Raw genomic sequence first — 14,663 nt, 5'->3', positions numbered from 1 at the left:
GGTAGTTCAACTTATTGGTTATTGATCATTAATTAGAACATAGTTCATTATAGTTAAAAATAACTGTTCGAAAAAGAGGTTTACACAAGCGCCCTTTTCCTGCGGGCGGATAAATTCCCGCCGATCCGGTAGAGTAATAATGAAAATACTATCAGAATACAACCGAATACTTTACTGACAGGCATAGCCTCATCGTACCAGAGTATGCTCAACAGCATAATCCATAGCGGCTCTAGAATCATTACAATGGCAGCCATTGCCGGCGAGCTGTGTTTCTGACCTGCGGTCTGCATTACGTAACGCAGGCTGGTGGCAAACAAAACGCTCATTATAAACCAGATCCAAACAGGACTGTCGACTGCTGCCGGAACGGACTCGAAAAACAGTGAAGCCAGCAGCCCCATTAAGCCGGTTACGAACAGCTGAAGACAGGCAAGCAGTAATGTTGGGATACGCTGCGCATATTTCCCGTTAAAATTAAAATGCACAGCTAAAACAACCGCTGCGGCACCAAACCACAACTGGCTTGATGACTGCTGCCACTGTCCCTGCCGCGCTAATAAAAACAAACCGGCAAGGGCAAAGGGAATTGACAACCAGAAGACGGCAGCAGGACGCATCTTAAACAACGGCCATGCTATTAAAGGAGCTAGAAGCATAGATAAACTCATAATAAATGCCCCTTCTGCCAGCGTATCACTGACCGAAACTGCATAAACCCATAATAATAATGCACAGCCGAGCAATATACCGACTCCCATCGCTTTGCCTATATCTGTTGTTTTAGCCTTGCTTAATGCGCCGTAACAAAAGGGTAACAGACATAACGATGCCAAAAAGAAGCGCAGGCCGATAAAGCCGAAAGGCGGTAACCCCTGAATAGATTCTTTAGAAAAAATCCATCCGGCGGCCGCTAATACAGTAGTCAAAACAAGAAGAAGATCAGCTTTACGGTTTGCTATCATGATATTCCGAAAGGTAAACAGGCATTAAATAAGCACTATAACTCCTTTTGTAAGGCTTGTATCTGCTGCTAATGTAAAGAATTAAAAAGAATACTGTTCACTGTATGCTTTTTAATATCTAGCTTTTCATGCGATCAAATAACGCTGATTGTTGATGATTATCTGCCGATATTATTCGCAGCACCATATATCTATTACAGCGCCTCTTTTAAATGTTTAATAAAGCATATTTTACTATTCGCGGCACTGCCGTTATCCTGGTAACCGGAAATTTGATAACCGCTGCCAATCAGCATCTGCAGCATAGCCGGAAAGCGGTTCATTGACTTTACACTGATCGACTCATAGCCCTTATCAGCAGCCCATCTTTCCTGCTTTTTGCGTAACTGCGTTGCAATCCCCTGCTTTCTATGGTCGGAGCTCACGCCGCCTAACCAGCTGTAAAATTCTGTCTGCGAAAGTTCATAACCTATTTTATAAGCAACCGGCTTCTTGTTAAAACTGGCAATAAGCATTAGAGCATTTTTATCAGCTAGTTTTTTCATGATTTTTTCTGCCGTATTTCTACCGTCAAATTCTGGAATTTGACTATCTACCTTTAATACATCAGCGATTGTGCCGATATGGAAATCGTAATTCATTTATTAGTCTCCTAAGAGAAGGTTAACTGCTGCTTAATAGGGTAAATCATCCGGCTGTACACCGATATAATCGGGTTGAACTGGATGTTCAAACTGCACTGCATTGATATAATCCTGACCATTCTTCAGCGCTTTACAAACCCTGTGCATACCATCCATCACGCGTCCTTCAAAACAGAGTATGATTGGATAAGCTAAATCTGCCTTCTCAATCAATAATGCATGTTGTGCAATACTGCGGCATGTAGGAAGATCGCCGTCGAGTCCGTACCAGAAAGTTTCATTAAGTTCTTTTATCTCCTGCAGAGGTACTTTTTTTACTGCCAGGCTGTGCGACAGTTCCAGCAGGCGAAATACATCCCATGCCTGTAGACCTTGTTCAGACTGACGAAAATGATATTGTTGACGCATGGTATCTCCTTCCTGCTGTGAGTTTCAGATCGTTCAAAGGCAAACAGTTTATAATAAAGACTGCTTCTGAAAAATCCTCTTTACACAAAGGAAGTTTAACTGGGCGAATAATCACTCTCTTATTTATTACAGTACAAGCCGCCGGGGAGTTGTCGGGGCAAGAAACCAACAGCTTTCATTGAAATAGTATGACTGCCTTTAAGTGGCGATGATTGCCATACTTGCCGCACTATTTCTATGGACGTGCAGACATTTCTAATGAGTTGTGGGCCAGAACTCTAATAATGGACAACACGAACGTTTGTAATAGATTGAGTTTATCACCGGCGCCAGTGGCTAAAGGGCGTCATCTCAATTAATGCACAGTTGTTAGCAGCCGCATATCCAGAAAGTAGTTATCCCTTAAGAACTAAAACCCGGCTGAGTTATACAAGCTCAGCCGGAGTAATTCGCTTAATATTATGATCAGTTTAGGAAGTAAGGCTTTAGCCTCGCCTATTCTATTGCGCGGTTTAAACCGTATTTCCAAATATAAATTAGACCAATTCGTTTGGCGAAATAGTACTACAACGACGCAAACACCCTTCTGGCTTTAATCGCAGCGCCCATAACAACCGAACTAAATGCATCTGCAACTTCAATGCTAATCTTTGGGTATTCAGCTTTAATGGCTTTCTGAACGATGGGAGACAATCCCATGCCGCCGGTTAAGTAGATTATCTCAGGTGCATAACCAACTTCCTTTATCGAAGTTTCTATAATTGCAAAAAGCTTGTCCAGCCATATCTTCATGGTGTCCGAAGTGTCCGAGCGGGTGATCTTGACGTCAAGTTTATTCTCGACAAAATCAAGCGGTAAGCGGATCTTTTCACTGTCACTAAGTTTAATTTTCGCTCTTTCAACTGAATGCATCAGTTGATGGGTTAAACGGTTTTTTTGTACCCGCTGCAGACGTAACAGTTTTAACGGTTCTTCAGAGTCAATAATATACTGGCGAATCGATGCCGCACGGTTATTCGAATAAAAATCGGTGATTTCCGGCATATTATCAATAGAAAATGTGCCGGAAAAAAGAACATTTGGGATTGCCCGTCCGTCTGCGGTCCTGCCGCCGCGGCCGAATAACGGCGAGATGACACCGTTTGCCAGGTGTTTATCACAGGCGATACCGCCTTGTCTGATTCCCTGAGTAGAAAGAATATCGTCATCACGGTTTAACTTATCGGCATTTTCAGCACTGAGACGGCAGAAAGTAATATCAGATGTACCGCCGCCTAAATCGACCACCATGGCTTCGGCTTCTGTATTTATTTTCTGTTCAAAATGATAAGCAGCCGCCAGCGGTTCATGAATAAAGTGGACTTCATCAAAGCCCGCTTTCGCAGACGCCCTCGCCATTAACGCTTCCGCCTGTTTATTACCTAACTCTCCCATTGTGGAATGGTAATTTACCGGACGCGCAATCACCGCTCTTTTTATCTGCCTGTCTAAATGTTTTTCTGCACGAATACGCAGATAGGAAAGAAACCTTGCAACTATGGTTTCAAAATCATCCAGCAGTACTTTAGGTATTTTAGCGCCGAGAAAGTTTTTCGGACTGTTGATATACCGGCCTTCATCGGGACTGAGTAAAAACTCGTTAAAACCAGCCTCTCCAAATAGAATACTACCGGAAACAAGCATATCGTTCAGGCTGTCTTCCTTGGAAACACTGTCAGCCATTGCCAGACGAGCAGCTTTAGCTTTGATAAAAGCACTTTTACTTAATTCATCAATAAACCTCTGCTCTTTTCGCCGGGTGCTTTGTAAAAGAAACTGCAGCCCGTCGACTTTGCTCTGCGGCTGACCTTCAGCTGCCGCCTGGATTTGAGCGTTGAGCCTGGTTATCTCATTCCGGGTTTCCTTCAGCTGTCTGTTTAAGTCTTTAGTTATCTCGCTTTCATACTTGCTTATGCTGTGCATATTAGGCTTAGGCAAAGGCCTGTCACCAGCTTTAAGGTAGATTGAAGAGCGGATTTTAAAAGGCATATCACTATTGTTATCAACAGGGATCAGTTCTGCCTGGTTATTTACCCATGCTGCAACGGAACAGTTACAAGTTCCAAAATCAATGCCGATATAATCAGGTGCCACATAAACTCCAATATTTTGTCTATTTATTCTTTGTTCTAAACCCAAGGTCTCTGTGAGACTGTGGCGCAGATAATAATACTTAACAGGCCCAATGTTCAATCATTACTATGCCCAGAAAAGCTGATTATGGTACAGGTGAAGATTATCTGTTCATTTTGCACAGCAGACTGGGCTGGCTATCCATGCCGGCGGTGATTTTTATTAAGTTTTTTGTTTAATGAGGAACGTTGCTAAAAATTGTTATTTAATTTGGAGGTTGGGTCTGTTTGTTGAATAATAAAGACAGAAAACTCTAGTATTGAAAATGCTCAGTGCCGGTTAAACTGGTTTATAACTATATCTTATCGCATTTTTTTTGCCGTTCTTATTTAAAGCAAGTAACTCACTATTCTCTGCCAAGAAGACGGGTAATGAATTATGTTTTTTTCTTACCGTTACTTTTGCGGATTCGTCGCTATTACGCAGTGTGGCTTTTGCTTTAGGGAATAAAATATCACTGTCTTTGTTATGTTTTTCTAAACCAAAATAGATAGAATCGACCGGTTCGCTTATCTGCACTAAATTTCGATACAGCTCGTTGGTTACCAGATAGGTCAGCCCGCAGATATTATGCACAAAGTAGAAACGCAGGTCGGCCTGTTTCCTCGGGTCTGCATCTTTAATAGAAGTGATTATTTTTTTGCAGCGGTTTTTGGCACTGTTAATACGAGTAATATGCAGATCAAGAAGCTCGCTAGGTAACCCTGTCTGCACAAAACCAGCTAACTTTTTAGTATCTTGAATGGAGTTTGTCTGCAGCTCAAAACTGAAAATAAACCTTAATGCTTCCTGCACCGCTGCATCATTAAAAAAAATAACAGCCTGCCGCTCTACTTTATCTTCTTCAATATCAATCAATGAAAAAACCACCGACTGCTTCTGTTTGTATTTATCCTGCAGCAGAACGGTTTGTGAAAAATCAGATAAAGCCTGCCTTACCTCTGCTACCGACTGAAGTAAGTCACTTTTTAACTGTCCACTGTGTTTAATATAATAATATTCAGAATTCATTAAATCCCCCTCCCAATTTCACATGTATATATATACATATAATTGTAGTTTGAGGAAGATCAACTGTCCATTACATTTCCTTTAAAAATAGTACGTTACATGCTTAACGATTATTTATGCAACAGTGTGAATTGGATTTTAAATATGCTTGGGATGTAAAAATGGGTTATATGGCTTTCCAGTAGAATGCGGGCAAATTGAAAATTTGTACAATATCCGCTTATCTTCTCATAAAAGCGTCAACGATTTCCTGCATCTCACCTGTTTTACGCATCTCATAAATAATGATATCAAGTTTCATTTTGAAATCATTTTTATATGAGAATTTACCGTTATCGCGGTTGGTATAACCTAAAAACCCCTGCTCAATAGTAATAGTCGTCCCCTGCAGCAGACTACTGTGTACACGGCCTTCATCATAGCGTTTCTGTTTTTTTAGTTTTTTAAGGCCCCATAATATCGACAAGCGGTCGTTCATATAGCAATCCGTCCGCCCAAGTGCGAGCATAAGAATATTTTCTCGATTGCCTTTAGCTTCGTAGACATTAATCTTTTTATCTGCAACAGCCTGCCAGAACTTATCACCGCCAAGATGAAAGCCTGCATTGTTGCCGATAGTCAATCCATAGTAATCTTCAGGCCATTTATTACGTATAGAATGGGTCAGTACCTCTTCCGAGCAAAATACAACTACCCTTTCATCTAAAACCGGCAGCGAGTAAGGCCAGATGTAAGGGCGTTTTAATGCATAAAAATAAGGCGGATAAAGCGCAAAGCCTTTGCCATTTTCAAGAAGCTTCAAGCCGCGTTTCCAAGGCACTGCTTCAATATTCACCTGGTATCCCTGCATTTTGGCAAAAGCAGCTCTAAAAATATCACTATAAATACCCTTAAGCTTGCCTTCTTCCATATACGAATAAGGCGGGTAATTATCATCGGCATAGACAGTAACTTCAATGTTCTCGGCTGACAGACTTACAGCAGTAAATAGATTCACAAATAAAACAGCAGTAATTAGTTTTCTTATCATACACCCTCCTGTTTTTTTATTTAGTGCCCCTTTTAAACAATAGTTTGCACCTGTTTAAAGTAAAGAGTCGGAGAGAAATAATCATCACAGCTCAAACTGTTCCCACTTAGTAAAAAACAGACTGCAACTCTAAACGTCAGGATATTACGTTGTCCGCTTCTAAATAATTGATTAAAAATGAAATTTTTCTATGGATATGAAGGTCTGTTAACTATTATTAATTAAAAATCCTATCGGGAGTATTTTATGGACAAAAAAAAACTGGCACTGCTGATAGTCGCGGCGTTAGCACTGTGGTTTATTTTTGATTTGAACCACCTGTTGACACTCGAAAATGCCAAAAGCCAGCAGGCACAACTGGATCAGTATATTACTCAAAACTTCCTGCAGGCTAGTATTGTGTATTTCTCTTTGTACATTATAGCTACTGCCCTTTCTGTTCCCGGCGCAGCTGTTTTTACTCTGCTGGGGGCAGCATTATTCGGATTCTGGTGGAGCGTACTACTGGTATCATTCGCCAGTTCAATCGGTGCGACGTTAGCCTTTTTGGTCAGTCGTTATCTGCTTAGAGACTGGGTGCAGAACCGGTTCGGTAATAAACTCTCTGCTGTTAATAAAGGTATAGACAAAGACGGTAATCTTTATCTGCTTACGCTGCGTTTAATACCTATTTTCCCGTTTTTTCTGATTAATCTGTTAATGGGTTTATCAACTATGTCTGTCAAAAGGTTTTACCTTTACAGTCAGATTGGTATGTTCCCTGCGACTCTGGTTTACCTTAATGCCGGTACGCAGCTGGCACAAATTGATTCTTTATCCGGTCTGCTTTCGCCTTCAGTGTTAATTTCCTTAGTTATTCTCGGCATGTTCCCGTTAACAGCGAAATTTGTTATCAACCGCGTAAAACAAAAAAAAGTCTATGCACCTTGGAGTAAACCTGATTCTTTTGATCGTAATATGGTCGTAATAGGTGCAGGCTCCGGCGGACTGGTTAGTGCTTATATTGCAGCGGCAGTAAAAGCTAAGGTCACTCTAATCGAAAAACATAAAATGGGCGGAGATTGTTTAAATACCGGATGCGTTCCCTCTAAAGCCTTAATCCGCACCAGTCATAATATTAAAGAGATCCTGCAGGCAGAGGATTTCGGCGTAGATGCTCAAATTAACAGTATTGATTTCAAAAAAGTGATGAACCGCATTCAAACAGTTATCCGCAAAATTGAGCCCCATGACTCTGTTGAGCGTTACTCAGAACTCGGTGTTGAATGCCTGCAGGGGCATGCAAAAATCATTTCCCCCTGGCAGGTTGAGTTAAACGGTCAGGTAATTACTACACAAAATATTGTTATTGCAACCGGGGCAAAACCCTTTATTCCAGCTATTCCCGGTTTACAGGAGGTTAACTACGTTACCTCAGATACAGTCTGGTCGTTGTCTGAATTACCAAAACGTTTTTTAGTGCTTGGCGGCGGGCCTATCGGCTGCGAACTCGCACAATGTTTTAAGCACCTGGGTAGTGAAGTTACCATTGTTGAACGTCTGCCGCAGATTATGATGCGAGAAGATCCGGACGCAGCGGATCTGCTCAGTCAGCAGCTTATCAACGATGGTGTAGAACTGCTGCTTAACCACAATGTCAGCGCTTTCACCTGTACAGGGCAACAACAAAAGGTTGAGTTACAGCATAAAGGTGAATTAATCAGCCGAGAGTTTGACGTTGTACTGGTAGCCATTGGACGACAGGCAAATGTAAGCGGCTTTGGTTTAGAAGAGCTGGGTATAGAGCTGACCGATAGAAAAACTATTGCGGTGAATGATTATCTGCAGACAAAATATACTAATATTTATGCGGTAGGTGATGTGACCGGCCCTTTCCAGCTAACCCATGCAGCCGCTCATCAAGCCTGGTATGCGGCAGTAAACGGATTATTCGGCTCCTTTAAAAAATTCAAAACTGAATATTCAGTTTTGCCGGCAGCTACCTACACCTATCCAGAACTTGCACGTGTAGGAATTAATGAGAAAGAAGCTGCTGAGCTGCATATCAGCTATGAAATCAGTAAATATGAACTGAACGATTTAGACCGGGCGATTGCTGACGGACATGACAGCGGCTTTGTAAAAGTGTTAACCGCTAAAGGCAGTGACAGAATATTAGGTGTCACAATTGTAGGATCTCACGCAGGTGATCTGTTAGCTGAGTTTACTTTAGCAATGCGCTATAATCTTGGTTTAAATAAGATACTTAGCACCATTCACCCTTATCCGACAATGAGCGAAGCCGCTAAATATACAGCCGGCATCTGGAAAAAAAATCATGCCCCGCAGACGCTGTTAAATTTTGTTGAAAAATACCATAACTGGACTCGAAAATAGGAAGTTTTATGAGCAAATTAGTTTTCTTAAGCAGTTTATTACTGTGCAGTCTGTTTTCTCAGGCAGCGGTTGACTGGCAGGAAGTAGAAAAAAAAGCCGCCGGCCAAACCGTTTACTTTAATGCCTGGGGCGGCAGCCAGGAGATAAACAACTACCTGCGCTGGGCTGGAAAGCGTCTGCAGTCGGAATATGGGGTCACATTAAAACATGTCAAAGTTACGGATATTTCCGAAGCCGTATCCCGTCTGGCAGTTGAAAAAACGGCACAAAAAAACAGCGCGGGCAGTATTGATATGGTGTGGATCAACGGTGAAAATTTCAAATCCATGAAACAGCATCAGCTGCTTAGCGAGGCGTTTACCACGCGGCTGCCTAACTGGAAATTCGTCGATCAGAGTCTTCCGGTCAGCAGTGATTTTGCAGAGCCGACATTAGGTCTAGAAGCCCCCTGGGGAGTTGGTCAGCTGGTATTTATATATGATACAAAACGTCTAAGCACACCGCCGGACAGTTTTAACGCCATGCTTAATTACGCAAAAGCGAATCCGCAGCGTTTAAGTTATCCAAAACCGCCGTCATTTCACGGCACAAGTTTTCTTAAAGCAGCACTACTCGAGTTAAGCGCAGACAGTAATCTGTTATACAGCCCGGTTAATGAAAACAACTTTCAGGAAATCAGCGCACCTTTATGGGATTACTTAGATGAATTTCATAAGTCTGCATGGCGTCAGGGCAAGCTGTTTCCGGCAAGCAGCAGCGAAACACTGCAGTTACTTGATGATGGTCAGCTAGACCTTGCTGTTACATTTAATCCTAATGAGGTTCTCAGCGCGCAGGAAAACGGCACACTGTCTGAATCAACCAAGGCGTATGCGCTTAAAGCCGGTGCGCTGTCAAATATTCATTTTCTAGCAATTCCATGGAATGCCGCAGCTAAAGAAGGCGCCCTGGTAGCGATTAATTTCCTGCTTAGTCCAGAAGCGCAGTCGCATAAAGGAGATCTGCAGGTATGGGGGGATCCAGCTGTTCTGTACCCTCACTATATCCGCGGCTCAGCTAAAGATACAACACTGTTTAAATCTCTTCCGGAGCCTCATCCAAGCTGGCAGACTGCGCTGGAAACAGAGTGGCAGAAACGGTACGGACACTAAACGTTATTATGAAAAGTTCTACAGCAAGGCGTTTATTTCAAGGAGCTCTTCTGTGCAGCCTGGTGATCTGCTTTATACCGCTGCTGCCGGGATTAGCCGGCTTGATATTCACAGCTTTCGGTTATATTCCAGCAGTTAACCAGTATCAGTTTTCACTAGCCGGTTTTGTTCAGCTGGCCGCATGGCCGGGATTAACTGCATCGCTGCTGCTCACTGTGTTTATCAGTCTAAGCAGTACTTTTCTTTCAGCACTCCTGGCTTTTGCCATTTTACAATCCTGCTGGAATAAACCCTGGTGGTGCAAACTGGAAAATCTGCTCGCCCCGGTATTAGCACTTCCGCATGTGGCGTTTGCAGTCGGGCTGGCATTTTTATTTACCTCAAGCGGTTTTATCGCTCGTATCAGCAATCTGTTTATAAACGACAGCTATATAACTAACTGGAATTTAATCAACAATCAGTACGGCCTGGGATTGATCTTCGGCTTAACCTTAAAAGAGATCCCGTTTATTGTTTTTATGAGCCTGGCATTACTAAAACAACTGAATGTCAGTACTACCTTAAAAACAGCACAGAGTTTAGGTTACTCCAGCAGGCAAGCCTGGCAGAAAATCATCTTTCCGCAATGGCTTGCTAAAATTCGTTTCCCGCTGTTTGTTGTTTTAGCTTACAGTTTATCGGTTGTGGATGTGGCACTGGTAATCGGACCAACCAGACCGGCAACACTGCCAATACTTGTCTGGCAGTGGTTAAACGATGCCGATCTGTTTACCCTGCAGAAAGCTTCGGCAGGCGCAGCACTGCTGCTGCTCTTATGTATCGCGTTAATCTATCTACTGCGTTTAAGCGAGTGGTTAATGCTGCAGAAGTGGCGCACCTGGCAGTACAGTGGCCGATGTTCACTGCCGCTGCCAGGCTTAACTATTCTGCTGCTCACCTATTTAATAACCTTAGCAACGGTGCCGATACTTGTTTTATGGTCTTTTGCTAAGCGCTGGTCATTTCCAGATATTTTACCTTCCAGCTGGACACTGCGTTTCTGGCATCAGGAATGGAGTTATCTGCTGGAAATCACCATCAGCAGTATTAGTATTGCGCTGCTCAGTGCAACCGCGGCACTGGTACTGGTATTTTTCATTCATGAACATAACAGTAGAACAACAAGCACAAAGCGCTTGATACCGCATCTGCTGATTGCAGTGCCGATATTAGCACCGCAGCTATCTATTTTATCCGGCATGCAGGTTGCAGTGCATTTACTACCCGGACAAAGTTATTACCTGTGGGTTATATGGGCGCATATCTTCTTTGTTTTTCCCTATATTTATTTAGCGCTGGACGGTCCGTGGCGTAGTTACGACAGCAGACTGGATAAAGCAGCCCTCAGCCTGGGTTTGTCTCCCTTACAAGTGTGGTGGAAAATAAAGCTGCCTGTGTTGATGCCGGCAGTGTGTATCGCCTGGGCAGTTGGTATCAGTGTCAGCCTGGCTCAATATCTACCTACTTTGATGCTGGGAGGCGGACGAATAGTGACCTTAACAACAGAAGCTGTCGCATTATCAAGCGGACAGGATCGCCGGATCAGTGCTATTTATGCACTGCTGCAGTCATTAGTCCCTTTTTTCTTTTATATTACTGCTATTATCGTCAGCCGCAGAACAGGCCCGCTGGATAACCAAATTAAGAGTACTACTAGAAATGTCATTAGTTGTAAAAAACCTATCCGTTATTAACAAGCAGAAGCTTGTTCTTTTCCCCCCGGTTTCATTCTCTATTAATCCGGGAGAGATATTAACTTTGATGGGCCCCAGCGGCTGTGGTAAGTCAACACTGTTAAGTGTTATCGCAGGCCATCTGAGTGCTGATTTCAACTACAGCGGTCAGTGCTATCTGCATGAACAAACGCTTAATCACCTGTCACCTGAAAAGAGAAGAATCGGTATATTATTTCAGGACGATCTGCTTTTCCCGCACCTCAACATATGGGAGAACCTCGCACTGGCAATACCGGATACGGTAAAAAAACAGCAGCGTAAAGAGCTGGCAATGTCTACCTTGGCGAACTTAAACCTTGAATTTCTAGCCTGCAGTTCGCCTGCTCAGATATCCGGCGGACAACGGGCAAGAGTCAGCATGATGCGGTTGTTACTCGCTGAACCCGACGCGGTATTACTCGATGAACCATTTAATAAATTAGATAAATCCCTACGTGCTGAATTTCGCAGCTGGGTCTTTGCACTGCTTAGCGACAGAAAACTCCCTGCTTTGATGGTCACTCATGATCAGGATGATCTTCCCGAAAATGGTCGCAGCCTGCTATGGCCTTGGCATGAAAATAACAACTGTAAGGAAAGTGAACATGCTTGACAGATTTAGTATTAAGGTAATCAGTACTCCGCTTAATATCCTGGCGGCAGGTGTACATAAAGCGGGAATAAAAGCAGATCAGGTAACGTTGACCGGTTTTATTCTCGGCCTGCTGGCTTTTCCTGCACTGATCTTTGCACAATATCAGCTCGCACTGTTGTTTATCCTGATAAACAGAGTGTTTGACGGCCTTGATGGTGCAGTTGCCCGGATTCAGGGAATTACCGACAGCGGCGGCTTTCTCGATATCACCCTGGATTTTTTGTTTTACTCATTAATACCATTCGGGTTTATATTAGCAGCGCCGGATATGAATGCAGTTGCCGGTGCATTTCTTATTTTTTCCTTCTTAGGAACCGGCTCCAGCTTTCTCGCCTTTGCGGTAATGGCAGGTAAAAGAAATATAGAAAACCCGGTCTATAAACATAAGTCACTGTATTATATAGGAGGCTTAACTGAAGGTACGGAAACGATCGCCTGTTTTATACTGTTATGCCTGTTGCCGGAGCACTTTTCGATCATCGCTTATAGTTTTGCACTACTCTGCTGGATCACTACATTTACACGCATCTGGGCTGGCTATCAAACTTTAAAAGTACGTATTTAACACTGTGACTCTTCCTTCTGTACGTTATTCAGCACAGAAGGAATATGTTTATAGCAATTCCATTAATTAGATGCTCTGTTTAGGCGTAGAAAAAATGGACGAAAGCAAGGCGTTGATTACAGTAATTAGTTATTTTAATTACAAAATAAATAACCAAAACACAAATCTTATTTGTGTTTAACTAGCGTCCATTTTAACAAGCTTAAATGAATAGAAAATTAGTGGATTTAGTATTCATTAATCGTAAGTAGTGAAATCAAATTTCAAACCGAGTCCGACCATAGGCCCGTTTAAACCGCCTTTCACCGCTTTTATCCAGCCGGCATTTGTCGATAAACTTAAATTATCAGTTAAACGATAATCCAGATCCATTTGTCCTGAAACAACCAGCCCGCCTTCTACATCAACAGCTCCACCAGCAGCCGCTCCGGCTAAACCTTCTGCAGAGAGGCGCCAGTTCTTGTTAAGATCAACAGCAGCACCTAAACCTAGTAAGCCCATAGCAAAACCACCTGCACCTCCAGAGGTAACCGTATACGCCTGACCAGTCACATAATAATTTTCACTGAACATTATATCTGCCTTAACATCAACCATACCGATGTTTCCAGTGCCGGTTTCAGAGGCATAACGCAGCGTATCGTGATCCGCAATCACACTGTATCCCGTTGAAACTGTCCAATGAGTCGGGTTTAAATCTGCTGTTCGTGAATAATTTATGTTCATTTCAGAGTGAGAATACCCCAGATCCATTCCCAGTTTCATAGACGGTACCCATGCATGGTAGCCGCCTTCCAGCGCACCAACATAGCCAATACCGGTATCTAGTGTCAGGCCGTTGAACAGCCCCCATTGAATTCCGGTGTGTGCGGCAGCCATTGAGCCGCCGCCGGTATCAACATCACCGCCACCGGCAAAACCTAAACCGGCTTCAGCAAACAGCCGGACATTCTTGCTGGGCAAAAGGTTTTCAGCGGTTAAATATTTACCTCCGGCGAAAAACTCTGCATAACCTTCACCGTCTCCCCCCATAGAGCCAGCTGCTGCCAGATAGCTGTACCAGCCCTCTCCCCATACTGCTTTCATATCAAATTCAAACTGCGCACCAGCAAGCTGCATGGTCTGAATAACTGAACCGTCCCTATTACCAGGCGCCTTGTCGGTCAGCGGAATATAGTTTTTATAAACCGCTTTAACTGCATGCAGCGAAACATAATCGGAAGACATAGTTTTTATACAGCCTGCACAACTTGACGAATGTCCCTGATTAAATAAAAGATCCAGAGGATGACTGACAGCAAACTCAATAACCGGCGATGCGATATCAGAACCGGTAACGTGCATATAGGAAGCACCCAGTGACAACTCATAAAGCCCTACTTTTTTGCCGAACATAAGACGTGGTCGAATTAACATTCCATCACCGGGAACAATCGTCGCACCGCCGCCGCCGCCGAAAAATACAGAGCCTTCAATAAACAGATCATCTGCAAATTCAAACTGCTGTCCGACTTCATAGCCGCCGATGAATAAGCCGCCTGCATCTCCAAATGCCGCCGAGTAGATAGTGCCGCCGAATGACAAACCGCTGTCAAAACGGTAAAGCAGTGACGTACCTACATTGCCGTGTAAGGTAGTTGTCTGATCAGTCAGGTAATCGCCGGAAAAACGAAAAAGTAGTTGATCGGCATTTGCCGCGCTGCTCACCGCCAGGACCAGGACCATGGCACTGCTGAGTTTTCTGACTGTATTAGGTAGATGCAAAGTAAACCCGTCCATTGGTTAAGTTGAATATAGAAACTGAAGCAGTACAAGCCATATTTTTCGTCACTACTTAGTATTAACAAGATACACAATAATTATAATATAATTGTATAACATATTGTTATTTAATTCTTTTATATAACTCTATGGATTATCAACTGTAAATTG

Annotated in this window: 12 protein-coding genes; 5 read left to right on the top strand and 7 right to left on the bottom strand. The window is 43.1% G+C overall.

Features of this window, described 5'->3' with window-relative positions:
• Positions 1 to 80: 80 nt before the first annotated feature.
• From G327_RS0113585 to G327_RS0113555, 6 genes are all read right to left on the bottom strand, one after another.
• A complete protein-coding gene (locus G327_RS0113585) occupies positions 81 to 965 on the bottom strand; it encodes a DMT family transporter (protein ID WP_019615337.1) in 885 nt (294 codons plus the stop codon).
• A gap of 194 nt (positions 966 to 1,159) precedes the next feature.
• Positions 1,160 to 1,606, bottom strand: coding sequence for a GNAT family N-acetyltransferase (locus G327_RS0113580; protein ID WP_019615336.1), 447 nt, complete (start codon positions 1,604 to 1,606; stop codon positions 1,160 to 1,162).
• Between the two features lie 33 nt (positions 1,607 to 1,639).
• Positions 1,640 to 2,017, bottom strand: coding sequence for a hypothetical protein (locus tag G327_RS0113575; protein WP_019615335.1), 378 nt, complete (start codon positions 2,015 to 2,017; stop codon positions 1,640 to 1,642).
• A 564-nt stretch (positions 2,018 to 2,581) separates the two neighbouring features.
• Positions 2,582 to 4,150, bottom strand: coding sequence for an Hsp70 family protein (locus G327_RS0113570; protein ID WP_019615334.1), 1,569 nt, complete (start codon positions 4,148 to 4,150; stop codon positions 2,582 to 2,584).
• 318 nt (positions 4,151 to 4,468) lie between these two features.
• A complete protein-coding gene (locus tag G327_RS0113560) occupies positions 4,469 to 5,200 on the bottom strand; it encodes a DNA replication terminus site-binding protein (protein ID WP_019615332.1) in 732 nt (243 codons plus the stop codon).
• 220 nt (positions 5,201 to 5,420) lie between these two features.
• Entirely contained in the window at positions 5,421 to 6,230 is an 810-nt protein-coding gene (locus G327_RS0113555) for a substrate-binding periplasmic protein (RefSeq protein WP_019615331.1), read from the bottom strand.
• A gap of 246 nt (positions 6,231 to 6,476) precedes the next feature.
• Between G327_RS0113555 and lpdA the strand changes: the two genes are divergently transcribed.
• The 5 genes from lpdA to G327_RS0113530 are packed head-to-tail and all read left to right on the top strand — an operon-like array spanning position 6,477 to position 12,731.
• On the top strand, positions 6,477 to 8,606 hold the full coding sequence (lpdA, locus tag G327_RS0113550; RefSeq protein ID WP_019615330.1) for a dihydrolipoyl dehydrogenase: 2,130 nt from the start codon (positions 6,477 to 6,479) through the stop codon (positions 8,604 to 8,606).
• Between the two features lie 8 nt (positions 8,607 to 8,614).
• Entirely contained in the window at positions 8,615 to 9,757 is a 1,143-nt protein-coding gene (locus G327_RS0113545) for an ABC transporter substrate-binding protein (RefSeq protein WP_019615329.1), read from the top strand.
• Between the two features lie 8 nt (positions 9,758 to 9,765).
• Positions 9,766 to 11,490 carry an ABC transporter permease gene (locus G327_RS0113540; protein WP_033298318.1) on the top strand — a complete coding sequence of 575 codons (1,725 nt, stop codon included), beginning with the start codon at positions 9,766 to 9,768 and terminating at the stop codon, positions 11,488 to 11,490.
• Positions 11,456 to 12,124: an ATP-binding cassette domain-containing protein gene (locus G327_RS0113535; RefSeq protein WP_019615327.1), complete on the top strand. Its 669-nt coding sequence runs from the start codon at positions 11,456 to 11,458 to the stop codon at positions 12,122 to 12,124. Before G327_RS0113540 ends, G327_RS0113535 begins: the two co-directional genes overlap by 35 nt.
• Entirely contained in the window at positions 12,117 to 12,731 is a 615-nt protein-coding gene (locus G327_RS0113530) for a CDP-alcohol phosphatidyltransferase family protein (RefSeq protein ID WP_019615326.1), read from the top strand. The genes G327_RS0113535 and G327_RS0113530 overlap by 8 nt, the downstream gene beginning before the upstream one ends.
• Before the next feature lie 237 nt (positions 12,732 to 12,968).
• Here the strand turns inward: G327_RS0113530 and G327_RS0113525 are convergent, their stop codons facing one another.
• Positions 12,969 to 14,495, bottom strand: a complete 1,527-nt coding sequence (locus tag G327_RS0113525; protein WP_157601126.1) for a hypothetical protein — start codon at positions 14,493 to 14,495, stop codon at positions 12,969 to 12,971.
• Positions 14,496 to 14,663: the final 168 nt, after the last annotated feature.

The sequence above is a fragment of the Psychromonas ossibalaenae ATCC BAA-1528 genome (assembly GCF_000381745.1).
In the GTDB taxonomy this organism is placed as follows: Bacteria; Pseudomonadota; Gammaproteobacteria; order Enterobacterales; family Psychromonadaceae; genus Psychromonas; species Psychromonas ossibalaenae.
This window is presented reverse-complemented; position numbering and strand designations above follow the sequence as displayed.